This is a genomic window from Natrialba asiatica DSM 12278, from assembly GCF_000337555.1.
GTDB classification, from domain to species: Archaea; Halobacteriota; Halobacteria; order Halobacteriales; family Natrialbaceae; genus Natrialba; species Natrialba asiatica.
In genome coordinates, this window is the sequence record NZ_AOIO01000034.1 from 47484 (window position 1) to 73965 (window position 26482).

Here is a 26482-nt window from a genome sequence, read left to right on the forward strand (position 1 = left end):
TCTCAAGTTATGGACGCATATCTGTTGGTTATCGAATAGTTATTTCTTCAAACCCGTCCCCGTCTATCGATTTATGGAGATATAGAATTATGCAAGAAATTCACTTCATAGAAAGACTTATGGTCCTAATCGCTCTGGTCCAAATCAACGGAGCCCCCTGACAAAGTATGAAGCTGGCGATGATCGGATTTGGACAGGCCGGTGGCAAAATCGTCGATCGGTTCCTCGATTACGACGATCGGACTAACAGCGGTATCGTCCGTGCGGCGATCGCTGTGAACTCCGCGAAGGCGGATCTGATGGGTCTCGAGCGGATTCCAAAGGACAATCGCGTTCTCATCGGTCAGGCCCGCGTCAAGGGCCACGGCGTTGGAGCGGACAACGAACTCGGCGCGGAAATCGCCGAAGAAGACATCGACGAAGTGCAAAACGCGATCGACTCGATTCCGACTCACGAGGTCGACGCGTTCCTGATCGTCTCCGGCATGGGTGGTGGGACCGGCTCTGGCGGTGCGCCAGTTCTTGCGAAGCATCTCCAGCGGATCTATACGATTCCCGTCTACGGTCTCGGCGTTCTTCCCGGCACGGACGAGGGTGGGATCTACACGCTCAACGCGGCACGCTCGTTCCAGACGTTCGTTCGCGAGGTCGACAACCTGCTCGTCTTCGACAACGACTCCTGGCGACAGACCGGCGAGTCCGTCGAAGGCGGCTACGAACAGATCAACGAGGAGATCGTCCGCCGGTTCGGGCTCCTCTTCGGTGCCGGCGAAGTCGCCGGCGACCAGGAAGTCGCAGAGAGCGTCGTCGACTCCTCCGAGATCATCAACACGCTCTCGGGTGGGGGCGTCTCTACCGTCGGCTTCGCGAGCGAGGAGGTCGAACTCAACACCAGCGGCGGACTGCTCTCCCGATTCACCGGCGACGGAGCCGGCGACGAGGGACTCGACGCCGCAAACACGACCAACCGGATCACCAGTCTCGTCCGCAAGGCCGCCCTCGGTCGACTCACGCTCCCCTGTGAGATCGAAGGCACCGAACGCGCGCTGCTCGTCCTCGGCGGCCCCTCGGAGTACTTAAACCGAAAAGGCATCGAGCGCGGGCGTAAGTGGCTCGAAGAGGAAACCGGCAGCATGGAAGTCCGCGGTGGCGACTACCCGCGCGAAAAACCGGAAGTCGCCGCAGCGATCCTGCTCTCGGGCGTCACGAACGTCCCCCGGATCAAACGTCTTCAGCAGGTCGCAATCGAGGCCCAGGACAACATGGACGATATCCAGGCCGAAAGCGAAGAGAACCTAGAAGAACTCGTCGAGGACGACGAGGACGAACTCGAGCCGTTGTTCTGACGGCGGCGAGTTCACCGACGCGCTATCGAACTGCACTCGCGATAGCGGTCCGTCGTAGTTACGGTCACTGCTCACAAACGAATCAACGAATACACGTGCTGTAGCGACCACCTCGCGTCGCTTCGCGGCGTTCGTGTCGGGGGGCACGAACGAAAGGGCTAACCGAGTGACACGGGGTGTGCTCCCGACCCGGGAGTTCGACGTGTTTTTGGATGCCTGTTACTAACCACTGACAAATGCAGGTCGTCGTTCCGTTCGCTGCCGAGACGCCGAAGACGCGTCTCAGCACGGTACTCGCTCCCAGCGAGCGACACGCTGTGGCCAGAGCCATGCTCGCGGACGTTCTCGATGCAATCGCCGAGGCCGATCCGGAACTCGATCCGCTGATCCTGTCGACAGCACCGATCGAACTCGACGAGTACGACGAGTTCACCGACCGCGTGCCACGCCCCGTCGTCGCGGTCGACGACCGGCCGTTGACTGAGGCAGTTAACGACCACCTCGTATCGACGGCGGAGCCGGTCGCAATCGTCATGGCCGATCTGGCGCTTGCAACCCCCGAAGCGATTACGGACGTCGTCGAGACGCCGGGAGATGTCGTCATCGCGCCCGGACGGGGCGGCGGAACGAACGCGCTCGCGGTTCGCCACCCCGAGTTCAGAGTGGACTATCACGGGGCCTCGTATCGCGACCACCGGGCGCGCGCCCGGGAGGTCGGCGCGACGATCGAGACGGTCGACTCGTTTCGGCTGGGAACGGATATCGACGAACCGGCGGATCTGGCCGAGGTATTGCTCCACGGTCGCGGACGGACAGCGGCGACGCTTCGAGAGTGGGGATTCGAACTCGAGACGAGCGACGGACGGGTCGGCGTCGATCGCTCGGCTGCCGATTCGGCGTCCGATTTCTGACCGGGAGAAGGTACCGCTCGAAGTGAAACGCTTTAGGTCGGCGCAACGACACACCGAGGTAATGATTCCCGGGGCGACGGAGTACGATGTCGAACTTACGATCGACGAAGCGGCGATCACCGACCTGCTGGCTGTCGAACCCGACCGCGTTGGACCGCCGTCGGAGCTGAGTTTTTCGCGGAACGTCTTCGTCCCGCTGACGACGGCGTGTCGGTACACCTGCACCTACTGTACGTACTTCGATCCGCCGGGACAGGCCTCCTTGCTCTCGCTCGAGGAGGTTCGGGACATCTGCAAACGGGGAGCCGACGCCGGCTGTACCGAGGCGCTATTCACCTTCGGTGACGACCCTGACGACCGCTACACGGAGATTCACGGCCAGCTCGATGCGTGGGGCTACGACTCGATCCACACCTATCTGCGGGCGGCCTGCGAGGTCGCCCTGGAGGAGGGGCTGCTCCCGCACGCGAATCCCGGCGACCAGACCCGCGAGCAGCTGGCGGCGGTCGCCGACGTCAACGCCAGCATGGGCGTGATGCTCGAGACGACCGCCGACGTCGACGCCCACGGCGGCCCCCGACAGAAGGACCCGGGCCAGCGCCTGCGGACGATCGCGAACGCAGGTGAACTCGACGTGGCGTTTACGACCGGTATCCTCGTCGGCATCGGCGAGGACTGGCGCGACCGGGCCGAGAGTCTGCTCGCCATTCGCGAGCTACACGAGCGGTACGACCACGTTCAGGAGGTCATCATCCAACCCGTCGTGAGCAACGAGCGCTGGAACGACGGGTCCCCCAATCTCGAAACGATGCGCCGCGTCACGGCGATGGCGCGGGTCGCCCTCCCCGAGGAAATCTCCGTTCAGGTCCCGCCGAATCTCACGGCCGCCCGCGAACTCGTCGACTGCGGCGTCGACGACCTCGGCGGCGTCTCCCCCGTCACCGACGACCACATCAACCCCGACTACACCTGGCCGGCACTCCGCGAACTCGAGGACATCGCGGCCGACGCCGGCCTTCCACTTTGCGAACGGCTCCCAGTGTACGAGCGATTCCTGCCGGCTGACCTGCGCACCGACGAGTTCGGCGGCGTGCCAGCAGCGGGAACCGGTTCGGATGGGGCCGGCGCTGAATCGGAGACACGCGAGTGGCTTTCACCGCAGATTCGGGCGGCGCTGACGGCGGACGATGCCGGCGGACAGCGGTACCGGTCGGTGCTTCGGGGTGAGGCAACGATTTCGACAGCGACGGACGACTGAGATGAGAGACGGGAGGTAAAAAGAACGCAAAGAGCGGTACAGACGTACTTAGGGTGTGATCGTCGCGCCGCCGGTCTGTCCCGTTCCAACCTGCCCGCCGGCCGCTCCCTGTCCGCCAGTCGCGTCGTCGGGAACGCTCGGCTCACCGGGCGTCTTCTCTCCGCCGACGAGGAATTCCAGAAGGTTTCCGATGAAGACTTCGTTATCCGCGATGGTAGCGGTCTCAGAGGACATAAAGCCCGTGTCGCCGACCGCGACCGCGTTATCGCTTCGGACGGCGACGCCGAACTCGCCCGAGTGGCGACTCTCTTCGTGTTCGGCCGTCTCGCTCGTCGCCAAGAGCGTCTCTCCATCGGCGACGACCGCCGTCGGGCTATCGAGAACGACCTGGTCGACGCCGTCTGTCAAGGCCGTTTCCGACGCCGGCGTCACGTCGATCGTCCGATAGTTCGAACCGACGGAGTCCATATCGTAGAGGGTGCCGGTATCGTAGGCGATCCCGAGCGGCGACGTGACCGCGGCGAACTCGCCCTGGCCGGCTTCGGCACCGCTGACATCGCCGAGCAGGCCGCCGACGGCATCGCTCACGCCACCGCCGCTCGATCCGGCAGCGAACATGACGCGGCCGCCGGCGTCGGCGAACTCCGTGACGGCGTCGGCCTCGCCTGCCGTGTATCGCTGCGTCGGCTCCGCGACGATGAACGCGTCCGCATCCTGTAAGTCACTCCTGAGCGCAGCGTCCGGGCTGTCGGCGAACTGACCGGCACCCTCGTGGTACGTGACGGTGTGACCGGCCGCAGTCAGCGCCGAGACGACCGGCTGTAAATCCGCTTCCGAGACGCCGTTTCCGTGAGCCACGTCGATCAGCACCGTCTTCGACCCGGTCGAACTGAACTCGATCTCGCCGCTCTGGTCGAGTTCATCGACGGCGGTCGCGTCCGGCTGGAAATGGGGCTGGTCGACGGTCGGTTTCGCCGTCTGTCCCTGGTCGGTCACGACGCCGGCGGCGGTGACGGCGGCGACGGTGAGGAGGACGACGGTGACGAACAGCGCGAGTCGTGAACGGAGCGGGCCTGCACTCATGGCGAGACACCTCCCTGTGTGGCCGCTCCCAGTGATGGTGTCGGTCCTGCCGTGTCGGCTGCGGTGCGTTCGCCACCGGTCTCGGCGATGACAGTCTCGCCGTCGACGCTCCCCCAGAGCGCGAGGAACGCGGGTGTGGACACGTCGCCGTACTGGCCGAACGTCTGCGGGTGGTGGTGCGGCCCGGTTGCAGCGGTTTCGCCGCCGCTGTCGTCGCCCTCGAGAAGGATCCCGGTGTCGAGTGACGAACTCCGTTCCATCGTGACGGTTTCGTAGTCGCCGAGTCCGGCTCGATCCGCGGCCTCGCCCACTGCGACTTCGGTATCGCCGATTTCGTCTGCGAGCCCGTTGTCGACGGCCTCGGTGCCGGTGTAGACCTTGGCGTAGGAGAGTTCGGTTTCGGAAAGCGAGAGGACGTCGCCGCGGTGTTCGAGGACCGAGCCGAGGAACGTCTGTTTCATCAGTTCGGTCTGTTCTTTGACCTGCGTCTCGCTCATCGTACCCTTGTCGGGACCGGTCGTAATCTCGTTCGCGGCCGAGCTATCGGTGTAGGTTGCGCGGACGCCGATGCTGCCGACGGTCGAACTCGGGGAGACGTAGATGTCGTCCGTCGGGGCGCTCATGTAGTACGCGCCGGAGGCACCCATCGACTGGATGCTGGCGATAACGGGCATTTCTGCGGCGGTGCGCTCGACGGCGAGATAGAGGCGTTCACTCGCGGTGACGCCGCCACCGGGGCTATCGATTTCGAGAACGACCGCATCGATCGAACTGTTCTCGCGGGCCGTCTCGAGATCGGCTGCGATTTCGTCGGCGGATGCCTCGGTAATCGACTGATCGACTTCGATAACCGCAACGGACCCATCCGGACCGCTCGTGGCTCCCCAGGCGATCGGCGCGACCGCAGCGCCGACGAGGAGGGCAGCGACGACGACGGTCACGTACGACCGTGCGATCGTCCCGAATAGCTCTCGGACGGCAGTGAGTATTCCTGTCATTTCAGTGTGGATAACTCTCGTTACTGGATATATAAAAATTCCTTGCTTTAAACTAGGTAATTTATAGGTAGAAGCGATGCTATCGGCGATAGTGACCGTCCGACGGCCACCACCCCGGTTCGTCACGACTGCCGATCCGACTCCCCCATTCGTCGCTGGCAGTTAGTCCGTCGAACGCCGGTATAAAAGACCCCGCCGAGCGTTTTCCACCCTTGAAACTTCACCGTTCGACCGTCCGCTAGAAACCTGCCACGCAGTCGTCCGCTAGAAACCCCACCGCTCAGTCGTCCGCCGAAACCGGTCGCTCTCCGCCGGCAAGCAGCGGCGTTCCGTCGGCCTTCGGCCCGAGTTCAGGACCGAACGATGAGGCGGCCGGATCGACCACCCGCCGCGTCTCGTAGTCCGTCGACCGCTCGACCGGCACCCGCCCGATCGAAGAGATCAACTCGACGTAGTCGGCGACCGATCTGAACTCGCCGAACTCGCCGCCGGCCCGCTTCGTGATCTCCTCGGAGAGAATCGTCCCCATAAAGTCGTCCGCGCCGCAGTGAAGCATCTTGAGTCCGGCTTCGTCACCGTACTTGACCCACGAGGACTGGATGTGGTCGATGTTATCGAGGAAGAGCCGCGAGACGGCGATCATGAGTTCGTCTTCGGCCTGGGAGGCTCCACCGTCGACCACGCCGTGTTCGAACAGCGGCGTATTCTGGTGGATAAACGAGAGCGGGACGAACTCCGTGATCGCGCCGTCGACGCGCTCCTGGAGTTCGCGAACTCGTTCGAGGTGCATCGCACGGTGCGCCTCGTTCTCGACGTGGCCGTACATGATCGTCGCCGTGAGGCCGAGGCCGACGGTCGCCGCGGCCTCCATCGCTTCGAGCCAGCCGTCGGTGGTGATCTTGCCCGGACAGATCACGTCACGCACTTCGTCGACGAGGATTTCGGCGGCGGTCCCGGGAACGGTGTCGAGGCCGGCGTCTGCGAGGCGACTGTACACCTCCTCGTAGGACCAGTCCGTGCCGCGTTTGGCGTGGTAGGCCTCTTCCGGTGTCATCGAGTGGACGTGGACGCCGTCGACGCTCATCGCCTCGAGTTGCGCTGCGTAGGTTTCGGGATCGGTTTCGTAGCGCTCGGGCGGTTTGTAGTTGATCTCCTTCGGATCGGGATGGGAGTCGAGGATTTCGCGGTGTTCCTCGTCGAGTGCGAACGCCGGGTGAAGCCCGGAGACGGACGTGACCTCGTAGATTCCGCGCGAAACGGCGTCTGTGACGATCTCCCGCGATTCCTCGGGCGTCTTCGTAAAGCCCGCCGTCTGGACCGCCGTCTCGCGTTCGAACGTGTGTGCGGCGTCCTTGAAGTTACAGAACAGACAGCCCACGTTACAGGCCGTCGTGACGTTGTTGTTCAGATTCGCGACGAAGGTCACCTCCTCGCCGACGACGTCCGCTCGACGGTGATCCGCCGCCTCGAGCACCAGTTCCTTGCGCGCGTCGTCGATGCCGTCGGTATCCGTCCCTGTCGTGAGCAACTCGATCGCGTCGTCGACCGTCAGTCGCTCGCCTGTCCGTGCCTTCTCGAGTGCGTTCTCGAACGCCTGGTCGGTCTCGGGAACGTGCTCGAACGTGAGATCAGCCTCGGTCACCGGGCGCTCCATCGAGGTAACGATACGCACACAGCGAGAAAAACGTGATGGAACCGGTCAACCCGCCGTCCCGACTGACCGCTTTCCTCGTCACTCGACGCCTCTCTACGCATCTCCACCTCGGACGGTTGGCAAGCGATATTGAAACCTTCTTGACCCGCCGTCCCGGCAACTGAGGTATGGACGACGGTGACCGGCTCCATGCCCATACGAGGTGGCGAGCGTGACGAGCGTCAAAGAGTTCCAGATCGACGACGCGGCAACCGACACCGAACTCGGCCGCGGGTCGTTCGTCTTCACCGACGACTACTCCGTCTTCGACTGGGGGAAGATGCCCGATCAAATCCCCGAAAAGGGCGCGAGTCTCTGTACGATGGGCGCGTTTAACTTCGAACTACTCGAGTCCGAGGGCGTCCCGACGCACTACCGCGGCGTCGTCGAGAACGGCGAAGTCGTCCCGCTCGAGGACGCCTCTCGCCCACCCTGGCAGATGGCCATCGACCTCACCCAGGTCCCCGACCTCCCGAACGACGGTCGCGAATACGACTACGAACACTACCACGACACCGCCGGCACGAACTACCTCATTCCGCTCGAAATCGTCTTCCGCAACGAGGTCCCGATCGGCTCCAGCCTTCGCAGCCGCACCGAGCCGGCCGATCACGGCCTCGAGTTCGACACCTGGCCCGACGAACCCGTCGACCTCGACGACCCGATCGTCGAGTTCTCGACGAAGTACGAGGAGAGTGACCGCTACCTCGACCGCGCGGAAGCCGACGCCATCGCCGGCCGCGCCGACATCGACGCGCTCGCCGAACTCGCACGCGAGGTCAACCGGATCATCACCGACCAGGCTGACTCGGCCGGACTCGACCACCAGGACGGCAAGATCGAGTGTCTCTACTACGACGGAGAGATTCGCGTTGCAGACGTCGTCGGCACGTTCGACGAGAACCGATTCAGCTACGAGGGCACGCAGCTCTCGAAGGAAGTACTCCGCCAGTACCACAAGCGCACCCAGCCGGAGTGGGTGCAGGCCGTCGAGGCTGCAAAGGTCGAGGCAAAACAGGACGGCGTCGCCGACTGGAAGGCACTGTGCACTCGTGAGCCAGCATCGCTCGACGACGATGTCCTCGAAACCGCCCGAGACATGTACTGTGCAGGTGCAAACACCTACACTGGACGGGAACTCTTCGATGCTCCGCCGCTCTCGTCGGCGATCGGTGCGGTCCGCCGGCTGTAACTCGCCGCGATCAGCATCTCGGTACAGAAAGTAACGCTCATATTCGACGGGTCCCGAGTGCAACACGACCTCGCATGACGGTTCCCACGAGTATCGTTTCGAGTATCGTCCCGTTTGACCCTGTTATCGGGTTCACTATCGTCGCTGGCGCTATGCTGACCGTCTTCGTCGCGACCATGGTCGTCCTCGCGTTGGCTCCGGTCGTCTCCAATTCGTGGACGGATCGAGTTGTCTCGTCCGCACAGGGCGGGCCCTCCATCGATCCGACGGACGCGGATTGAGCGTCTCGGGAGTCCGGTCGTCTTGGTGGTTATTATTCGTTGGCGGTGTCAAAGGCCCAGTCGCTCTTGCTGTCGCTGATAGCGTCGTAGTCACAATCGTTTCTACAGCACACTGTCTCCGGTCTCGAGTTCGGTAAGCAAACGCCGGAACCGGCAGAGTCAGAGCGAGTGTCGGTCGTCGCTCGAACGACCCTATCGCCACGCCTCGAGCGGTTCGGCGTCGGGTTCAGCGATCGAGAGCCAGGCGTCATCCCGCGAAATATCGGCGATGATGTAGTGTGGCTCGCCGTCGAACTCGTCGATTGCGCCAACGACATCGCAATCGGGAGCCCGTTGCCGGCCGACCGGCTCCGTTCCGGGAGACATAGTCTCAAATCCGTCCGTCGAGTAGATGAACGTTTCGGAAAGTGGGTGAGCTGACTCAGATTCGGGGACCAGAATTCAAAATAACCGAACGATTCGCTACTGCGTGTCGGTCAGGGTTCGTGGGCGCCGGAGTGGTCGTCTGCGACTGCACTGCCGATGCCGTCGACGGGGCGGTCGGGGGTGACATCGTCGATTTTCGTTGGCAGGCCCAGCTGGTACCCGGTTCCGTTCTCGCGGACCGTCGTTCGGCCGCGGTGGACGGAAACGTCGCCGTTGAGGTGGAGTTTAACCGCTTCGAGGAGGGCGTCGGCTTCGAGCGGCTGGCCGCGTCGTTTCATCTCCTCGATATCGGCGTCGTCGGGCACGTCGAAGGCGCGCTGGGTGATGATCGGTCCCTGATCGAGGTCCGTCGTGACGTAGTGGGCGGTTACACCGGCGACGCGGACACCCTCTTCGACGGCCTGGCGGTAGGCCTCTGCACCGGGGAACGCGGGCAGCAACGAGGGGTGGACGTTGATGATCCGGTCCTCGTAGCGGAAGACGACGTTCGGGCTCAGGATGCGCATGTAGCGGGCCAGAACGATGAGGTCGGCGTCGTACTCCGCGAGGAGGTCGATGAGGTGCTCCTCGTTTTGCTGGCCCTTCTCGTCGCCGATGTCGTGGAACGGGACCCCGTAGTGTTCGGCGAGCGGCTGGAGGTCGTCGTGGTTGCCGATGACGACCCCGATGTCGGCACCGAGTTCGTCGTTGGCCCAGGCTTCGAAGAGGGCTTCGAGACAGTGGCTCTCCTTCGTTCCGAGGACGGCGATTTCCTGGGTTTCGCGGTCCGCGGGGAAGCGAACTTGCACGTCGAGGCCGAGGTCGTCGCCGAGGGCGTGTAGGTCCTCGCGAAGCGTTTCCTCCGTACAGACCATCTCGCTCGTATCGACGGCGAGGGACATCCGGAAGACGCCGTCTCGAACCGCCTGATCGAGGTCCTCGATGTTGATCCCGCGCTCGAACAGAAGGCTCGTCACCCGGGCGACGAGCCCGGTGTCGTCGTCTCCGATCACCGTAATTTCGGTCACGTCGGTCGTCATCGTGGCCACCTCCGCTCGAGCGTACGTCGGGACATCAGTATCAGTACGCATCTCAGTCCACGGGCGGCTAAAAGTCCTGCTTTCCGTGCCTGTCTCTGCGAGAGATTCGATACCACCGTTCCGGTCTCACGAGGACGGAACCGATAGCGGCGTCACTCGATCGACCGGTCGGGGTCACGGTCGCGAGTAGCGTCGATCTCATCCTCCCGGGCAGTGTCACCATCGCGTTCGGCCGCAGAATCGAACGGGGGGTTGCCGCGATCGCTTTGTCGGGACTGATCAGCGAGGTACCGAGCGGCATCGGTCTCGGTCTCCGTCTCGACGAGAGTCTCGAGTTTCCGCTCGAACTCGGCGTCCGAGAGGTCGCCGCTTGCGTACCGCGCTCGCAGCGCTTCAAGGGGATCAGCAGCCGTGTCGTTCGGTTTTGCCCCGTCGGCTGAACTCGTCACTTCGTCGGCCAGCGCCGTCGTGATGTGTCCGAGGAGATCGCCGCCGAAAATGAACGCAAAGATGATGACGACGATCGCGAGGCTGACGTCGATCACGGCCAATGCGAGCAGACCCAGGACGAGCACCAGCGCGGCGAGGGTAATCGCGAGCGTGGAAACGCGGATCACCGGCCGATCCGAGGTCATACAGTTGTCTTTTCCTCCAAATAAAAAAGATAGTCGATTCAACATGAGGGCGATTTCTCGTTCCTGTCTCGAAACCGGACGTACTATGACTGCACGTCGCCCTCGCTGCAACATCTATCCACAAACGTGGATTACGTAGCGAAGCCGAAAGCGTTTTTGAGCACGGTTACGGGGTTTCAGGTGATGACCGCCTACACCGCCACGGTGACGGTTCGACTCAAACACGGCGTCCTCGATCCCGAGGCCGAAACCACCAAACAGGCCCTCGAACGCCTCGGTTTCGAACTCGAAGCGCTGCGCTCGGCCGACCGCTTCGAAGTCGACCTCGAAGCCGACTCGATCGCGGCCGCCCGCGAGCGCGCGGAGGACATGGCGGAACGACTGCTCGCGAACCCGACCATCCACGACTACGACGTGGAGGTCGACGACCGGTAGATGTCCGCCCCAATCACGCTGATCGAACCCGTCGGTCGCACCACCGCGGGGTGGCGACTGTGACGGTTTCGATCATCCGATTCGGCGGTTCGAACTGCGACCGCGACGCCGAACGCGCGCTCGCACACCTCGGTATCGACGCCGAGATCGTCTGGCACGAGGACGGTCTCCCTGCGGATACGTCGGGTATCGTCCTCCCCGGCGGCTTCTCCTACGGCGACTACCTCCGCGCCGGTGCGATGGCCGCCCGCTCCCCGATCGTGTCCGCGGTCCGCGAGGCCGCCGCCGACGGCACGCCCGTCCTCGGCGTCTGCAACGGCGCACAGATCGGCTGCGAAACCGGTCTCACCGACGGCGCGTTCACGACCAACGAGAGCGCCCGCTTCCAGTGCGAACACGTCCACCTCCGCGTCGAACGCAACGACACCCCCTGGACCGCCGCCTACGACGAGGGCGAAGTCATCGAGATCCCCATCGCCCACGGCGAGGGCCGCTACGAACTCAGCGAGCGGCGACTCACTGAACTCGAGGTCGACGACCGGATCCTCTTTCGGTACTGTGACGAGGATGGCGAGCCGAGCGCGGCGGCGAATCCGAACGGATCGAAGCACAATGTCGCGGGTATCCTCGGCGACCGCAAGACGGTCGCAGTATTGATGCCACACCCGGAGCGTGCGACGCTGCCGGCTGTCGGTCCGACGGACGGACAGGGTATATTGCGCGGATTCGAGACCGCATAGAAAACGGACGATCGGACGCAGTTCCAGTACCTAGCGCGTCAGCGGCTGGTTGAAACTCCGCTCGCGCTCCATCACGACCTCCCACGTCCGCTCGCACTCGCAGGAGACCTGCTCGAAGACGGCGGGGTCCTGTCGCAGGTCGAAGTCCTTAATCGCCTTCTGTACGAGGTCGTCACACTCCTGGCAGTTATGCGGTCCGCGATCGGAGCCGTGGCCGACGGGGTCCGAGACGACGATGGCGTCTACATCGGCGGTCTCCTCGAGTACGTGTGCGACCGACCAGAGCCACGGCGGGCGGTAGCCGTCGTTGAAGTAGAGTTCATCGACCATCGTGTAGCGCTGGACGTTACAGGGGTTCATCGAAACGGTGTGACAGCCCTCGACGGCGGCGCAGCGTTCGATGGAGGAGATCATATCCGCGGCGGCTTCGGATTCGGTGAGAAACGGCGGCTTCATCAGGAGATAGGCTTTGATGCCGGCGTCTGCCTCGCCGTCTGCGTCCTCGTCGGCGAGAGCGGCTTCCGCGCAGGCGTCCTCGAAGTCCGCGAAGTCGAAGTACTTGTTCACGCAGTCGTGGCGCACGCGATCGGTCGCCGTCTCGAGTCCGATCGCAACGTCGGTGTCGAGTCCGTGCTGGGTGAACTCGCCGATCTTCTCGCGGTCGACGAAATCCGGGAGCGATTCGACGACGATCCGTTCGCGGTCGGCGAAGGTGTCGGCGATGGCGCGGCGCGTCTTTGCACCGACTTCGCGTTCATCGAGGAAGGAGCCGGAGGTGTAGATCTTGATGAGTTGGGCCGGCTCGTCCCCGTTTTCCCGTTCGTGCTCGAGACAGACGTCGATCTGGTTCATCAGGGCCTCGTGGCTGACGCTACCGCCGTCGACGCTCTCGGCGACGTAGCCGCACATGGTACAGCCGCCGGCGCGCGCCCAGCGACAGCCGCCGGTGTTGAGGATGATGGTCAGGCTCTGTTTGACGCCGTCGGGCGTGTTGTCTTCGTCGAGCCAGACGCGGGTCGGCTCGTGGGGATCGTAGCTCGCCTCCTTGCGCGAGCGGATCTCCCGCATTACCTGGTTGTGGGCGTCCATGCCCTTGCCCTGCTCGTAGACTTCGGGCGTGGGTTGACTCATTAGGCGGACAAAGCGGATGGGTGCCTAAAGCGCCTTCGTCTGGGCTGACCGACGTCCCTAATTTCACTCGATCGCAAACCGGCTGGTATCGCATCACCTCAACTGAGCCGCATTTCCCGCGTTTCGACGGCGCTACAGGACGGACAGACGAACTGGTACTGAACACGATCTCCCGATGAACTGACGCGCCACCCGCCGCTCTCGTCGTGATACCCACACTGCCGACACGTAAGTTCAGTTTCGTCGAACTTCGCCCGGAGCCGATCGAACGGGGAGTGGTAGGTAGACATGTGTTAGCATCTATCGTGATCCTTATTAACAGTTTGGCACCCAGTTATTCGGAGTCGAACAACAACCGGAGTTTTCGAATAGATCTCGATTGGTGTTACCATGGGTACCAACGAATCACGACCGTTCGTTCCGATTCTGGCGGAGTAGGGAGTACCCATGAAACGAGAAGGTACCCTTACTGTGCCGTAGCCTGTCGTTAGCGAGACAAACAGTGAGAGACGGTCAACGGCGTTTATGTGGGATGCTGTGGTGACTCGGGCCATGTTCGAGTTCACACCGCCGCTCCAGCTCGCCGGTGACGGCTTTCTGTACTGGGCGATCGTCTTTTTCGTCCTCGCGATCGTCGCGGCTGCAGTCGGTGCTCGGGGTGTCGCCGGCATCTCGATGGAGATCGCACGGATTTTCGTGCTGGTCTTCATCGTGCTCGCGATCGTTGCACTCCTGTTGTGACCGGACGCGACTCTCGAAGATCCATTGAATCGCTCTCACTCGATACTCGATCGTGCAGGCGGGCAGTTTGAGAGGCTGATACCAATGGCCGTAACCGGAACCCGTTACCCAAGGGTGTGAACAACTAACACTCTGGCGGCCCAAATAAACGGTGAGGGATTACCATGACTGAACTCGGTGGTTTCCAGGACCGGCTCGCTCGCATCGATCTGTCGGAGGGAACAGTCGACTACGAGTCGATCGACGAGGAAGATGCGCGGAAGTATATCGGCGCACGCGGGCTGGGTGTAAAGCACGTTTTCGAACAGGGACCGGACGTCGACCCGCTCGGGCCGGACAACCTGCTCGCGTTTATGAACGGGCCGCTATCGGGCACGCAGGTGACGATGAGCGGACGGATCGCCGTCTGCACGAAATCGCCGCTGACCGGTACGGTTACCGACAGCCACCACGGCGGCTGGTCCGGCGCTCGCCTGAAGTGGGCCGGCTTCGACGGACTGCTCGTCGAGGGACAATCCGACGACCCGGTCTACGCCTACGTCGACGACGGCGAGGTCGAACTCCGCGACGCCTCCCACCTCTGGGGGAACGGCGTTCACGAGACCCGCGACCGACTCGAGGAGGAAGTCGACGGCTCCTACGGGAAGAACCTCTCGCTGATGGCGATCGGTCCCGGCGGCGAAAACGAGGTCAAGTACGCGAGCATCGTGAACGAGGACGATCGGGCCTCGGGCCGCGGCGGAACGGGCTGTGTGATGGGGTCGAAGAACCTCAAAGCGATCGTCATCAAGTCGAACACGAAGATGCCCCAGCCGGCGGACCAGGAGACGTTCCGCGAGGGCCACCAGCAGGCCATGCAGGCGATCACGGAATCCGAGGTCACCGCGCCGAACGAGGGCGGCCTCTCGCAGTACGGGACGAACGTCCTGATGAACATCGGCGAGGAGATGGACGGCCTCCCGACGAAGAACGGGCGCTATACGTCGACCGAAAGCATGCGCGAGACCGAGGGCGTCGACATCGATGCCGAGCGTGTCTCCGGCGAGAACGTCCGCGAAAACATTCTCGTCGACGAACCGACCTGTCACTCCTGCCCGGTTGCCTGCAAGAAGGAGGTCGAAGTCCAGGCGATGCACAAGGGCGAGGAGATGAACGTCCGGATGGAATCCTACGAGTACGAGTCCGCCTACTCGCTCGGACCGAACTCGGGACACACCGACCGCGACGCCATCGCGCTCATGATCGACCGCTGTAACGACATGGGCGTCGACACCATCGACACGGGGAACATGATGGCGATGGCCATGGAGATGACCGAGGAAGGCAAACTCGAGGACGAGGGCGGACTCGACTGGGGCGACCACGAGACCATGGTCGACATGATCGAGCGCATCGCCCGCCGCGAGGACGACCTCGCGGACCTGCTGGCCGAAGGCCCGCGCCGCGTCGCGGACCGCAAGGAGGCCCACGACAACTCGCTTGCGGTGAAGGGCCAGACGATCGCCGCCTACGACCCGCGCTGCCTGAAAGGCATGGGGATCGGCTACGCCACCTCGAACCGCGGGGCGTGCCACCTGCGCGGCTACACGCCGGCCGCCGAAATCCTGGGCATCCCCGAGAAGGTCGACCCCTACGAATACGAAGGCAAGGGCGAACTCACCGCCCAGTTCCAAGATCTCCACGCCATCAGCGACTCCTTCGACATCTGCAAGTTCAACGCCTTCGCGGAGGGCATCGAGGAGTACGTCCTCCAGTACAACGGCATGACCGGCCGCGACGTCACCGAGGACGAACTACTGCAAGCCGGCGAACGCGTCTACAACCTGGAGCGCTACTACAACAACCTCCTCGGCTTCGACGGCGACGACGACTCGCTCCCCGAGCGCTTCCTCGAAGACGGCATCCGCGGTCAGGGCGCAAGCGAGGGCGAGTTCTGCGAACTCGACGAAATGAAAGACGAGTACTACGACTACCGCGGCTGGGTCGACGGCGTCGTCCCCGAGGAAAAACTCGCCGAACTCGAAATCGATATCGGGCCGGGAACGGGCGTCTCGACCGACGATTCGGCGGCTCCGGCCGACGACTGAACCGCGGTTCCGACTCTCGCTGTCCGCTTTCGATCCGTTTTGCCTCGTCTTCAGTAGTTCCCGGCTAGAAAATCTCCGTGACCGTCGCTGGAGCCTGAGAGAACGATCCGAAATCCGCCCCACCCCACTCACTCTGGATCCGACTCGCACTCGGACTTCACTCCGATACACACCGCCTCCCGAATCTCGAACGCCGTCTCGAACTCGCCCTCGCGATCCATCCGTCGACCGGCACGGAGTACCTGCTCTTCGTGTGCCCGGCGAACCGCTGCGATCTCTCGCTCGCTCATCCCGAGTTCAGCGCCGAGGTCCGCCCAGTGACCCCACTCGACGAGAAACGCCTCGATGAACTCGTCGGCGTAGAGGCGTTCGAACTCGTGTCGGTAGCGCTCGAGTCGGTTGGCGAGATGCGTCTGTGCGTCGTCGACGAGTTCAGGGAGGCGCGTGGGTGGGACGCTCGCTTTCGCTGCGGTGAGCAGGAGGACCTGCCCGTCGATGGGGTCGGCGCTCACGCTCGTTCAGCCTCCGGCACGCATGGCCTTTTGAGCGAAGGTGTCGACGAGTTCGTCGAGCGGTGTGCTCCCGTCGGCGTCGTCGCTCGCATCACGTTCGAAAACGATCGTCACCTCGGTGAGTGTCAGCGTCGGTCCGACGTCGACCGATTCCGAGGTGATCGTCGCCGTCCAGTCGTCGGCTTCGACCACCGTTTCGTCGCCGTCCTCGACTCGTTCGCCGCCGAGGTGTGAGAGGTACCGAACCGCGAGCCGCTCGGAAATACCGCGAAAGGACCGCTCGATACGCCGTTCCATGGAGACGGTTCGTCGTCCGAACGGATAAATTCGCGTGCCGGGGGGTCCATCGGACTGCACTGTTCGCCCCGATCGCGGTCGACAGCGAGAATGTCACACCACAATCACCTTTTTGTCTTTCCAATGTGGTCATGTTAGTAATGTGTCTTCGTCTGGAGTCTGTCAGCAAACGTTACGGAGAGAAGCTTTGGGGGGTTCGTGATGTCACCCTCGAATTAGAGACGGGGGTCCACGGCTTGCTCGGCCCGAACGGGGCGGGGAAGTCGACGCTGATGCGCATCATCACGACGGTCGCGGAACCGACGACGGGAACTGTCTTCTGGAACGGCACCGACGTCACCGAAGCGCCGGGTGAGGTTCGGGCGGTGCTGGGATATCTCCCGCAGGATTTCGGCGTCTATCCCGATCTGACCGCCGCGGAGTTTCTCGAGTATGTGGCCGCGTTGCGCGGGCTGGATCGAGAGACGGCCGACGCTCGTATCGACGAGTTGCTTACGCTGACTGGCATCGAGTACGCGCGGGATCGGAAACTCCGCGCCTTCTCCGGTGGGATGCGCCAGAGCGTCGGCATCGCACAGGCGCTGCTCAACGATCCCGACCTGCTGGTCGTCGACGAACCCACCGTTGGCCTCGATCCCGAAAAGCGGGTCCAGGTTCGCAACCTGCTCTCGTCGGTCGCAAGCGATCGGGTCGTTCTCCTTTCCACGCACATCGTCCCCGACATCGAGGCGACGGCCAAGCGGGTCGCCCTCCTGAACGACGGCGAACTACTGGCCCACGACGATCCCGAATCGTTCGTCGCGACCACCGACGGGACGGTCTACGAGTTCGTCGCCCCGCGCGAGGACCTCGCGAAACTGCGCGAGCGGTACCGGATTTCGAGCACCGTCCAACAGGCCGACGGCGTCCGGGTGCGGCTCATCGCCGACGAACGTCCGTCACCTGACGCCGAATCGGTGACGCCAACGCTCGAGGACGCCTATCTCGACCATATCGGGTCGCGAGAGGGAGCGTAGATGGTCGCCGGGACAGTGTCGACCGCGGTCGGCGTCGCTCGCGCCGATTTTCTTCAGCGAACCCGCTCGCGCCGGTTTCTGGTCGTGTTAGCGATTATCGCGTACATCGGCTACCAGTTGAACGTCGGAACGTTCGAGTTGCTGTATCAGGATACCGTGGACGGGACCACCGTCGATTATCGAGGGGAGCCGACCGCGCCGTACATCGGGCTGACAACCGGGCTCACTGGAGGGTTATTCCTGCTGTTTTTCGGCTACTACGTGCTCGCGAGTTCGCTCAGACGCGATCGGGAAACGGGATTCGACGAACTCCTCGCGAGTACGCCCGTGAGCGACCGCGCGTACCTCCTGGGCAAGTGGCTCAGCCACGTCGGCGTCGTTGCGGTGATGCTGACCACGCTGGCCGTGGCGGCGCTCGTCAATCACGCCGTCCACGGCGTCGGTCCGACCGATCCGGTCTGGATCGTCGGCGCGGTATTCCTGATCGGCGTTCCGATGGGGTGTTTCGTCGCCGGCGTGACGCTCGTCTTCCAGTCGACCGATCGGCTTCGCGGTACGCTCGGGAACGTGACGTACTTCTTCGGCGCGGTCACGCTATTGTCCCTCGTAGCAGCCGCCTTCGCGGGGGACGATGGGGGAGCGGGATCGATTTCGCTCTGGATTCGGGCCGTCGACTCGATCGGTCTGGTCGCAGCCGGAGAGATGACGTTCGACGCGCTGCTTGAAGTCGCTCCCGGATACGACGGCCCGCCGGTAGCAAATTACGGGACCGGCACGATCGGCGGCGCGATGGCCACGTTCGAGTGGAACGGCGGCTCCTGGCCCGCGTGGTTCTACGCGAATCGCCTCGGGTTCGCGCTGGCGGGCGTTGGACTGGCACTCGTCGCGACCCTGCCGTACGATCGATACGCGCCTCGCGACGAATCGGCGGACATTGGTGTCGCCGGCCGACTCGGTCGGTTCGTCACGTCCGTATTCTCCCGCGATGATACCACTGCCGCCGGATCCGAGACGGGCGAACCCGTGAACATCTCATTGACGCCGGTCACGGACCGTTCGGCCGGCGGGTTCGGCCGACTGTTTATTCAGGAACTCAAGCTCCTGGTCCGAGGGCACGCTCGGTGGTGGTACGCTGGGGTGGCACTCATCGCCGTCGTCGGACTCGTCGGTTCCGCGCCGTCGAACGCGATCGTCTCGATTGCGGCGATCTGGCCGCTGTTCGTCTGGTCGGGGATGGGTTACCGGACGGACCACTACCGGATCACGCCCGTTGTCATCTCCTCGAATCAGCCGTACCGGCAACTACTCGCGGAGTGGGCCGCCGGCGCGGTCGTGACGGCAGCCTTTCTCGGCGTCGCGCTTTGGCCGACCGTCCTCGATGCCGGGCCCGAGGGAGCAGTCGTGTTCGTCGGAGCGGTGCTGTTCGTTCCCTCGGTCGCCCAGGCGCTCGGACTGTGGAGCCGAACACGACGAGCGTTCGAACTCGGCTATCTCGTCCTCTGGTACGCGGGTCCCCTGAACGGTATCGTCCCCCTGGACTTCGCCGGGGCAACGACCAAAACTGTCGGCACCGCGACGCCGATGCTGTTCGGCGCTGTCGGGCTGATCGCCCTCGGTGCTGCGCTGGCACGTCGGACGCTCCAGGCGTAGCCGTCCTCTCGCGTCGAATCTCAGAAGGTCGTCCGAAACGCCACGACGGCGATGACGCCGGTACACAGCGCGAGGAGGATACTCTCGGTCCGCCACATGACGAGCAAGACAGCACCCGCAGCAGCCCACTCCGCCGGGCCGCCGGCTGCGAGTTCGGGCCCGACCACGGCGACGACGATCGCGCCGGGGAGCACGGTGAGGCCCGCTTCGAGGCGGTCGCTCAGTTCGAATCGGCGGACGAGCCAGATGCCGCCGACCTTCGTGAGGAACGTGATGAGCGCCATCGCGAGGACGACGGCGACGACGAGCGGGTCGAGGGAGAGGGTGAGAGCGTTACTCGCCACGGCGAATCACCTCGACGGTGGCGGCGGCGAGACCGCCGAGGAGGATGTACCAGCGGCCGGGAACGAGTTCGGCGGTGACGAGAGCGGTGGCGAGCGAGACGGACCAGGGGAGGAGCGAGGACCGGCCCTCCCAGAGTTCGGCGGCGAGGGCGAGGAAGACGGCGGCGAGGATGAAGTCGAAGCCGTACGCGGTCGGGTCGCCGACGACGCCGCCGGCGACGGTGCCGACGATTGTCGCGCCGACCCAGGCGAGCCAGACGGCGATGCCGCTGCCGAGGAGGAACGCGCCGTGGCCGGCGCCGGATTTCAGCGAGCGCATGGTCAGCGCCCAGTTCTCGTCGGCCATGACGAAGAGGCTGCCGTAGACCTTGGTGGCGGAGAGGCGCTTGAACCACGGCTGAAGGGCGGCACCCATCAGGGAGTACCGAAGGTTGATGGCGAACGTGGTGACGAGCACGGCGGCGATCGGGAGCGGGTCGGCCCAGAGTTCGACGGCGACGATCTGGGAGGCACCGGCGACGACGGTTGCGCTCATGAGTGCAGCCTCGATAACGCTCAGACCGGCCTGATCGGCCAGGATGCCGAACGCGATGCCGTAGCCGCCAACGCCGAGCGCGACCGGGATCGTTTTGAGAAAGCCGGCTCGAAGACCGTCTCGGTCGAACGTGACGGCGGCGTCCGGTTCGGTTGCGCCGGCCGCGGCCTCAGTGGCGGTCGCCTCGTTCTCGGCGGTGGGTGTGGCCGTGGTCGATGCCGTGTTCGGCCCCGCTGTAGCCGGCGTCACGTCGGCCGCCGCATCTTCGCGACCGTCCGTCCGCTTACTCGCGCGTTCGGACCGTCGTGCATCGGTCTCGCTGTCGGCGTACTCGTCAGTTTCCGGGTCGAGTTCCATTCGATCACTCCTTGCAGTAATTCGGTGGGTCGACGCGTAAAGCGTTCTCGAAACGCACGGTCAAAGAGAACTCGATTCTCGAGCGTCGTCCGCTACTGGAGGCCCGTCCCGCGGTTCGGTTCACCGACGGTGGTCGACGCAGCCGCCGGCGACCGGCGGAAAGATGGAGACGACATCGCCGTCTTCGAGTTCAGTATCCGGGCCGGACATGTGGGTGATATCACGGCCGTTCTTGAGGACGCTCAGTTGCTGGCGAACCGCGGTACCGTCCTCGGCGAGGAGGTGGCCATCGAGGCCGTCGTAGGTCGTTTCGAGGTCGGCGAGGACGTCGCCGACGGTGGCGTCGGCATCGACGGTGTGCGTTCGTTCCTTCTCGCCGACGGCGTCCCGGAACGTCGCGAAGAAGCGTAGCGTGAGTTCCATACGAAATAGTTGACCGGCGGCGGTATAAATGTCGACGCCGGAGCCGGTACGGTGCCGTTCCCCGCAGATGTCGGCTCAGTGTTTATTCGTTTCGCCGCCAGAGAGCGAATATGGCGCGTTCGAACGGTCGATCTCGGCGGCGATTGCTCGGAGTAACAGGAACGGCGGTTGCAACGGCGCTCGTTGCCGGCTGTGGCAGTCCCGGGGGCGGTAACGGAGGTGGCACCCCCGAATCGGAGGAGGGCACCGGTAACGGGCAGGACATCGAGGAGGGAGGCGGAAACGGCGGAGACGAAGAAGCCGGCACTGACGTGACGAACGATACCGATTCCGAGAACGGGAACAACACGAGTACCGACACCGAGGGCGGAACCGATACCGAGAACGATACCGGCACCGACAACGAATCGGAATCCGACACGGACTCCGGATAACAGCACCCATACGTCGAATAGCGCGGGTTTCGATTCGACCGGCGGCGACGCTGGGAGTCGAACCAGCGGTCCCGTTTGCAGTCCGAGACCGACCGGATCGACGAATCAGCGAATCCACTAATCGACGAATCAACGGAATCGACTCAACGGACGATACCGCGAGAAAAACACCTGAGACGGTTCGAGCAGTCGCTCGCCAGCAGTGATCAGACGTCGACGTACTGATTAACCCACTCCTGACGACGCTGTAACACTCGTCGTCCCTTCGGTGTCAGTGCGTAGTAGTTCGTCCGGCGGTCGAGTTGCCCTTTCTCGATGAGTTCTTTCTCGACGAGGGTGTCGAGATTCGGATACAGCCGTCCGTGGGTGACCGGCTGGTCGATATAGTGGTTGATATCATCGAGAATCGTCTGGCCGGATGGTCGATCCTTGCCTGCGATCACGTACAGCAAATCACGCTGGAATCCAGTTAGCTGATCCATGGATCATCCTCTGAATCCCAACCTTCATCGATTCGTGGTTTTGTTATAGAGCGAGTACACGCCCACCATCGCGAAGAACGGACTCCATAGCGTCGATACAGGCCACCACTGCCCACGTCGATTCACCGCTCCGATCACCGGCCCGGATGACGTGGCTCTTTTGAGACACAGCGTCGTATCGAGCGATATGCCAGCAGATCCCCTCGCCTGGGAGACCGTCGACCGGCAGGTAGCCTACACCTGTCCCGGCTTCGATATCGTTAACGAGTCCGTTCGCCTCCCCGACGGCACCGACACCGAGTTCGACTACCTCTCCGAACCCGCAAGCGTCTGTCTCCTCCCGTTCACGCCGGACGGCGACGTCGTCTGCATCACCGAGTGGCGACAGGCCGTCTCCCGCGTCAACTACGGCCTCCCCGTCGGCGGCACCGAACCCGAAGACGACGACCTCGAAACCGCCGCTCGCCGCGAACTCGCCGAAGAAACCGGCTACGAAGCCGACCGTCTCGAACCGCTCGTCACCGTCGAACCGGCAAACGGCATCGCCGACTCCGTCCTGCACTTCTTCGTCGCCCGCGACTGTCGCCCGACCGCCGAGCAGGAACTCGACTACAACGAAAGCATCCGCGTCGACCCGACGCCGCTCGACGAACTCGTGGATGCGATCGCTGCGGGTGAGGTCCGGGACGGACGAGCGGTGCTGGCCGTATCGTACTACGAGTTGTTCGGGGCGGGCGAGTCGGCGTAATTGGGCTGCTGGGCGTATCAGCCGAGAGACGACCACCGGTTGGGTCGAAAAAGAAGATTGGTGTGTCTGAACTACCGATTAGTGACGGGCGGAATCGTGTTCTGAGATTCGGTTTCGTCGGAAGTGGTCCCGTTGCCGTTGTCAGTCATCCCGTCATCGGTCGTCTCGTTCCCGTTCCCAGCCGTCTCGTTCCCGTTTCCGGTCATCCCGTCGCCTGTCGCGTCGGCAGTGCCTGACTCGAGGGCTGACGAATCATCGAGTGTAACGGTATCCGCCGCGGCATCGCCGATACTGATCGATGTCGCACTCGCTTCCGAGATAGTTTCACTGCTACCGGTCATGTCGGTTTCAGCGCCAATATCGTTACCCGCGCCCGTTGCGTTATCTTCCCCAGCCGTATTGCCGGCTTCGGTGCCCTCGTCGCTTTCGTTCGTCGCACCCCTATCACCATCGTCTGCTTCCTCCAGGGTCTGGACGGTCATCGAGTCGATAGCGATCTCACCGACGTCGAACTGTTCGATCGTCAGTTCGTCGAGTTCAGCCGTCGAGTCATTGGTTTCGGTCCCGTCGGCGGGAGTACCGTTCTCGTCGGCGGTTGCGTCTCCGCTTTCCTCAGCCATTGTCTCAGTTGTGTCGGTCGTATCGTTGGTAGCTGCACCGTCACTTTCGTTGGCGGTGCCGTTCTCGGCGTCGTCACCGGCAAAGAGTCCGCCGAAGAGGGTCCCGATCCGGTCGAGAACGCCCTCGTTCTCCTCGATCTGGAGATCCGAAATGGACAGCTGATCGACGTTCATGGATACGATCGTGAGGTTCTGAACGGAGAGTTCGTCCGCGTTCTCGCCGATCAGTTGGGCTGCGGCGTCGGTATCCGTTCCAGTGTCGGTTTCGGCGTCAGTGTCCGGACTGTCCGTCTCCTCGGTTGCGTTGTCAGCAGTCTCCCTCTCGCCGTCGCTCGTAGCGTCGTCACCGCCAGTTTCGGTATCGATCGCTCCGACCGCGTTACCGTCGAATTCGAGTTCTGCAGCCGAAACGTTCGCGAGTTCGAGCCGTTCGATTTCGATATTCGAGAGCGTTACGGACTCGGGCTGCGATGTCGTCTCTGATTCGGCCGCGGTCCCAGTCTCGGTCACGTCGTTGCCGCCGGCGTCCGTCTCATTCGTCTCGTTGCTGTCGCCGGTCTCGGTGGTGCCACCGAGTTCATCCTCGAGTTCTTCCGCGTCCGCATCGAGTTGCTCGACGGACAACGCTTCGATGGTCGCGTTCTCGACCGTGACGTTCTCGAGTTCGAGCGTGCCGACCTGGACGTTCGTAAGCGTGGCGCTCATGTCTCCGTCGTCGGCGTCGTCTGGGGGCGTTGCTGCCGCTCCGGCGAGGACAGGACCCCCCGCGAGGACGGCGAGGACGACGAGGACGGCGACGAAGACGACGCCGATGCGGGCCGATCGTAGTCGTGAATCCATGCGGATGGTCCGACGGCGTACCGCTGGCTAAAACGAGCCGACTGTTACGGACTTCGCTCGGCGGAACGTCTCATTAGAACGGGCGAACGGGATACTAATCGGTCGTTCACTCGGTCGGTACCGATGAACGTCGGCAGTGGCATGATACGTCACCTCGGCCGGCAGCGACTCTCGTTTGGGCCTGCGATCCCCACCGGCGTGTCGGAAGCAGCCGGTTACCCCACCGTGAACGGTGCGACGAACACGCCCGTCCAGGACATCCATCGGAACGGTCCGCCGAACGGAACGCCGCGGAACGGAACGTTTACCGGTCCCCTCGCCAACACACGCTCGATGCGCGAGTGCTTCGAAATTCGATCGACCGACGCCGGCGGCCGCCTCGGCGAACTGACCGTTCCACGGGCCGACGTCACCGTCGAAACGCCCGCCCTCCTGCCCGTAATCAACCCGAACCTGGACACGATCAGCCCCCGACGGCTCGCCGACGAGTTCGGTGCCGAGATCCTCATCACGAACTCCTACATCATCCACGGCACCGAGGACGTCCGCGAGGAAGCGCTCGCGAACGGCCTCCACGACGTGCTCGACTTCCCGGGTGCGATCATGACCGACTCCGGCTCGTTCCAACTCGCCGAGTACGGCGAGATCGACGTGACGACCGAGGAAATCCTCGAGTTCCAGCACGCGATCGGCTCGGACATCGGCACGCCCGTCGACATTCCGACCCCGCCGGACGTCTCCCGCGAGCGCGCCGAAGCCGAACTCGAAACGACCCAGGAGCGACTCGAAGCCGCCGAAGCCGTCGACACGGGCGAGATGCTCGTCACCGCGCCCGTCCAGGGCTCGACCTACCCCGACCTGCGCGAGCGGGCCGGCCGCCACGCCGACGCGACCGATCTCGACGTCTTCCCCGTCGGCGCGGTCGTCCCGCTGATGAACGACTACCGCTACGACGACGTGGTCGACGCCGTCACCGCCGCGAAACGCGGGCTGGGAGCCGACGCGCCGGTCCACCTCTTCGGTGCCGGCCACCCCATGATGTTCGCCCTCGCCGCCGCGATGGGCTGTGACCTCTTCGACTCCGCCGCCTACGCCCTCTACGCCCGCGACGACCGCTACCTCACCGTTCGCGGCACTCGCAACCTGGACGATCTCGCGTACTTCCCCTGTTCGTGTCCCGTCTGTGCTTCCTACTCGCCGACCGAAATCCGCGAGCTGCCGGACCGAAAGCGAGAGGAAGCACTCGCCGCCCACAACCTCCACGTCACCTTCGCCGAAATCCGCCGGATCAAACAGGCCATCCGCGCCGGCACCCTGCTCGAACTCGTCGAACAGCGCGCTCGCTCCCACCCCACGATGCTCGACGGCTACCGGACGCTGCTCGATCACGCCGCCGAACTCGAGCGGACGGACCCCGTCTCGAAAGGCGCGTTCTTCTATACGTCCCACGAGAGCGCGCGCCGACCCGAAGTGCTCCGCCACCACCGGCGACTCGACCGGCTCTCGGTCCCCGACTCGCTGCTCCTGACGGAGGGCGACGCCCCCCGCGGCGACGAGTTCGACGCCTCCTGGCGGGTCGAGCCGCCGTTCGGCCCCTTCCCGCGGGCGCTCTCGAAGAGCTATCCGCTCACCGCGGAGGTGCCGGATCGAACCGACCGCGCGGCCATCGCGGCCGCCGCGGACGGCGTGACCCGACTCGTCGAATCCAACCCGGACACCGAGTTCACCCTGGCGCACCGGGGCTGGCCCGCGACGATTCGAGACCGGCTGCCGGCCCGCGTTGAACTCGTGGATCTGACCGGCGAGTGAAACAGTCGAATCAGAACAGCAAAGGTGCGAGCACGATCCAGTATCCGATATGCTCGGTGTAGCGTCGCTGGTGCTCGGACTGCTCGTACTAGTCCTGTTCGCGTCGTGGGTCGTTCGGCGGGTTCGTGGCCCGGGCGGCTCGGCCGCTCAACGGGAATCGTGGGAAAGCCACAGGGAAGCCCAACAGCGCGAGCCGCCGGTCGAGATCGGCGACGAACGCGAGGTCGCGATTCAGGAGTTCTCCGAACACCACACGGGCGAGCGCCAGGCGGTCTGCAAGATCGAGGGCTTCGTCGTCTTCGTCGAGGACGTGCCCGACCGGTGCGAGCCGACGGACGTGATTCGGATTTCGATCCTCTCGTTCAACCGGGGACACACGTCGGCGACGGCGCGGTACGTTGGGAATTCGTAGCACGAGGGGAAGACGCACGGTAGCCGG

30 protein-coding genes are annotated in these 26482 nt (G+C 63.8%); 15 read left to right on the forward strand and 15 right to left on the reverse strand.

Going from position 1 to position 26482, the window contains the following annotated elements:
- Nucleotides 1-167: 167 nt before the first annotated feature.
- The 3 genes from C481_RS14940 (at nt 168) to cofG (ending at nt 3515) form a co-directional block, all read left to right on the forward strand.
- The gene (locus C481_RS14940; protein ID WP_006110110.1) at nt 168-1346 is read left to right on the forward strand and encodes a tubulin/FtsZ family protein; all 1179 of its coding nucleotides are present in this window, start codon (nt 168-170) and stop codon (nt 1344-1346) included.
- 236 nt (nt 1347-1582) lie between these two features.
- Complete coding sequence (cofC, locus tag C481_RS14945) at nt 1583-2257, forward strand: 2-phospho-L-lactate guanylyltransferase (protein ID WP_006110111.1); 675 nt, start codon at nt 1583-1585, stop codon at nt 2255-2257.
- A 61-nt stretch (nt 2258-2318) separates the two neighbouring features.
- Nucleotides 2319-3515 (forward strand): 7,8-didemethyl-8-hydroxy-5-deazariboflavin synthase subunit CofG, encoded by a 1197-nt coding sequence (gene cofG / locus C481_RS14950; protein ID WP_006110113.1) that lies wholly within the window; start codon nt 2319-2321, stop codon nt 3513-3515.
- Nucleotides 3516-3563: 48 nt separating this feature from the next.
- Here cofG and C481_RS14955 read toward each other — a convergent pair whose 3' ends face one another.
- The 3 genes from C481_RS14955 to cofH all read right to left on the reverse strand — a co-directional run bounded on the left by C481_RS14955 (nt 3564) and on the right by cofH (nt 7250).
- Nucleotides 3564-4598: a hypothetical protein gene (locus tag C481_RS14955; RefSeq protein WP_006110114.1), complete on the reverse strand. Its 1035-nt coding sequence runs from the start codon at nt 4596-4598 to the stop codon at nt 3564-3566.
- Entirely contained in the window at nt 4595-5596 is a 1002-nt protein-coding gene (locus tag C481_RS14960; protein ID WP_006110115.1) for a S49 family peptidase, read from the reverse strand. The genes C481_RS14955 and C481_RS14960 overlap by 4 nt, the downstream gene beginning before the upstream one ends.
- 280 nt (nt 5597-5876) lie before the next feature.
- Entirely contained in the window at nt 5877-7250 is a 1374-nt protein-coding gene (cofH, locus tag C481_RS14965) for a 7,8-didemethyl-8-hydroxy-5-deazariboflavin synthase subunit CofH (RefSeq protein ID WP_006110116.1), read from the reverse strand.
- A gap of 211 nt (nt 7251-7461) precedes the next feature.
- On the opposite strand from cofH, the gene C481_RS14970 reads away from it, so the two are divergent.
- Nucleotides 7462-8481 (forward strand): phosphoribosylaminoimidazolesuccinocarboxamide synthase, encoded by a 1020-nt coding sequence (locus tag C481_RS14970; protein WP_006110119.1) that lies wholly within the window; start codon nt 7462-7464, stop codon nt 8479-8481.
- A gap of 74 nt (nt 8482-8555) precedes the next feature.
- A complete protein-coding gene (locus C481_RS14975) occupies nt 8556-8762 on the forward strand; it encodes a hypothetical protein (RefSeq protein ID WP_006110120.1) in 207 nt (68 codons plus the stop codon).
- Between the two features lie 192 nt (nt 8763-8954).
- Here C481_RS14975 and C481_RS22270 read toward each other — a convergent pair whose 3' ends face one another.
- The 3 genes from C481_RS22270 to C481_RS14985 all read right to left on the reverse strand — a co-directional run bounded on the left by C481_RS22270 (nt 8955) and on the right by C481_RS14985 (nt 10842).
- The gene (locus C481_RS22270; RefSeq protein WP_006110121.1) at nt 8955-9128 is read right to left on the reverse strand and encodes a DUF7556 family protein; all 174 of its coding nucleotides are present in this window, start codon (nt 9126-9128) and stop codon (nt 8955-8957) included.
- 110 nt (nt 9129-9238) lie between these two features.
- Nucleotides 9239-10207 (reverse strand): formyltetrahydrofolate deformylase, encoded by a 969-nt coding sequence (locus C481_RS14980; protein WP_006110122.1) that lies wholly within the window; start codon nt 10205-10207, stop codon nt 9239-9241.
- 152 nt (nt 10208-10359) lie between these two features.
- Nucleotides 10360-10842 (reverse strand): SHOCT domain-containing protein, encoded by a 483-nt coding sequence (locus tag C481_RS14985; protein ID WP_006110123.1) that lies wholly within the window; start codon nt 10840-10842, stop codon nt 10360-10362.
- A 183-nt stretch (nt 10843-11025) separates the two neighbouring features.
- Here C481_RS14985 and purS point away from each other — a divergent pair, with 183 nt between their 5' ends.
- Complete coding sequence (purS, locus tag C481_RS14990; RefSeq protein ID WP_006110124.1) at nt 11026-11277, forward strand: phosphoribosylformylglycinamidine synthase subunit PurS; 252 nt, start codon at nt 11026-11028, stop codon at nt 11275-11277.
- A 59-nt stretch (nt 11278-11336) separates the two neighbouring features.
- Nucleotides 11337-12017, forward strand: a complete 681-nt coding sequence (purQ, locus tag C481_RS14995; protein ID WP_006110125.1) for a phosphoribosylformylglycinamidine synthase I — start codon at nt 11337-11339, stop codon at nt 12015-12017.
- Nucleotides 12018-12047: 30 nt separating this feature from the next.
- Here the strand turns inward: purQ and C481_RS15000 are convergent, their stop codons facing one another.
- Entirely contained in the window at nt 12048-13148 is a 1101-nt protein-coding gene (locus tag C481_RS15000; protein ID WP_006110126.1) for an archaeosine biosynthesis radical SAM protein RaSEA, read from the reverse strand.
- 98 nt (nt 13149-13246) lie between these two features.
- Nucleotides 13247-13438 (reverse strand): HVO_0649 family zinc finger protein, encoded by a 192-nt coding sequence (locus C481_RS15005; protein ID WP_006110127.1) that lies wholly within the window; start codon nt 13436-13438, stop codon nt 13247-13249.
- Between the two features lie 262 nt (nt 13439-13700).
- Here C481_RS15005 and C481_RS15010 point away from each other — a divergent pair, with 262 nt between their 5' ends.
- Both C481_RS15010 and C481_RS15015 read left to right on the forward strand, forming a co-directional pair.
- On the forward strand, nt 13701-13889 hold the full coding sequence (locus C481_RS15010; RefSeq protein WP_006110128.1) for a DUF1328 family protein: 189 nt from the start codon (nt 13701-13703) through the stop codon (nt 13887-13889).
- A gap of 164 nt (nt 13890-14053) precedes the next feature.
- The gene (locus C481_RS15015) at nt 14054-15976 is read left to right on the forward strand and encodes an aldehyde ferredoxin oxidoreductase family protein (protein WP_006110129.1); all 1923 of its coding nucleotides are present in this window, start codon (nt 14054-14056) and stop codon (nt 15974-15976) included.
- Between the two features lie 128 nt (nt 15977-16104).
- Here C481_RS15015 and C481_RS15020 read toward each other — a convergent pair whose 3' ends face one another.
- Together C481_RS15020 and C481_RS15025 are read right to left on the reverse strand one after the other, a co-directional pair.
- Nucleotides 16105-16488, reverse strand: coding sequence for a hypothetical protein (locus C481_RS15020; RefSeq protein WP_006110130.1), 384 nt, complete (start codon nt 16486-16488; stop codon nt 16105-16107).
- A 6-nt stretch (nt 16489-16494) separates the two neighbouring features.
- Nucleotides 16495-16785: a hypothetical protein gene (locus tag C481_RS15025; RefSeq protein ID WP_006110131.1), complete on the reverse strand. Its 291-nt coding sequence runs from the start codon at nt 16783-16785 to the stop codon at nt 16495-16497.
- A 140-nt stretch (nt 16786-16925) separates the two neighbouring features.
- Between C481_RS15025 and C481_RS15030 the strand changes: the two genes are divergently transcribed.
- The gene (locus tag C481_RS15030; protein ID WP_049904687.1) at nt 16926-17801 is read left to right on the forward strand and encodes an ABC transporter ATP-binding protein; all 876 of its coding nucleotides are present in this window, start codon (nt 16926-16928) and stop codon (nt 17799-17801) included.
- Nucleotides 17802-19451 (forward strand): ABC transporter permease, encoded by a 1650-nt coding sequence (locus tag C481_RS15035; RefSeq protein WP_006110133.1) that lies wholly within the window; start codon nt 17802-17804, stop codon nt 19449-19451.
- A 20-nt stretch (nt 19452-19471) separates the two neighbouring features.
- Here the strand turns inward: C481_RS15035 and C481_RS15040 are convergent, their stop codons facing one another.
- The 3 genes from C481_RS15040 to C481_RS15050 form a co-directional block, all read right to left on the reverse strand.
- Complete coding sequence (locus tag C481_RS15040) at nt 19472-19795, reverse strand: AzlD family protein (RefSeq protein WP_006110134.1); 324 nt, start codon at nt 19793-19795, stop codon at nt 19472-19474.
- Complete coding sequence (locus C481_RS15045) at nt 19785-20687, reverse strand: AzlC family ABC transporter permease (RefSeq protein ID WP_006110135.1); 903 nt, start codon at nt 20685-20687, stop codon at nt 19785-19787. Before C481_RS15045 ends, C481_RS15040 begins: the two co-directional genes overlap by 11 nt.
- 120 nt (nt 20688-20807) lie before the next feature.
- Nucleotides 20808-21110, reverse strand: coding sequence for a ubiquitin-like small modifier protein 1 (locus tag C481_RS15050; RefSeq protein WP_006110136.1), 303 nt, complete (start codon nt 21108-21110; stop codon nt 20808-20810).
- Between the two features lie 110 nt (nt 21111-21220).
- On the opposite strand from C481_RS15050, the gene C481_RS15055 reads away from it, so the two are divergent.
- Nucleotides 21221-21544 (forward strand): hypothetical protein, encoded by a 324-nt coding sequence (locus tag C481_RS15055; RefSeq protein WP_006110137.1) that lies wholly within the window; start codon nt 21221-21223, stop codon nt 21542-21544.
- A 206-nt stretch (nt 21545-21750) separates the two neighbouring features.
- On the opposite strand, the gene C481_RS15060 is transcribed toward C481_RS15055, so the two are convergent.
- Nucleotides 21751-22026 carry a PadR family transcriptional regulator gene (locus C481_RS15060; protein ID WP_006110138.1) on the reverse strand — a complete coding sequence of 92 codons (276 nt, stop codon included), beginning with the start codon at nt 22024-22026 and terminating at the stop codon, nt 21751-21753.
- A 187-nt stretch (nt 22027-22213) separates the two neighbouring features.
- On the opposite strand from C481_RS15060, the gene C481_RS15065 reads away from it, so the two are divergent.
- Entirely contained in the window at nt 22214-22774 is a 561-nt protein-coding gene (locus tag C481_RS15065) for an NUDIX hydrolase (RefSeq protein WP_006110139.1), read from the forward strand.
- Between the two features lie 71 nt (nt 22775-22845).
- Here C481_RS15065 and C481_RS15070 read toward each other — a convergent pair whose 3' ends face one another.
- Nucleotides 22846-24234 (reverse strand): midas domain-containing protein, encoded by a 1389-nt coding sequence (locus tag C481_RS15070; RefSeq protein WP_006110140.1) that lies wholly within the window; start codon nt 24232-24234, stop codon nt 22846-22848.
- 333 nt (nt 24235-24567) lie between these two features.
- Here C481_RS15070 and tgtA point away from each other — a divergent pair, with 333 nt between their 5' ends.
- Together tgtA and C481_RS15080 are read left to right on the forward strand one after the other, a co-directional pair.
- Nucleotides 24568-26043 (forward strand): tRNA guanosine(15) transglycosylase TgtA, encoded by a 1476-nt coding sequence (tgtA, locus tag C481_RS15075; RefSeq protein WP_049904704.1) that lies wholly within the window; start codon nt 24568-24570, stop codon nt 26041-26043.
- A gap of 49 nt (nt 26044-26092) precedes the next feature.
- Complete coding sequence (locus C481_RS15080; RefSeq protein WP_006110142.1) at nt 26093-26455, forward strand: TRAM domain-containing protein; 363 nt, start codon at nt 26093-26095, stop codon at nt 26453-26455.
- The last annotated feature ends 27 nt before the right edge of the window (nt 26456-26482 follow it).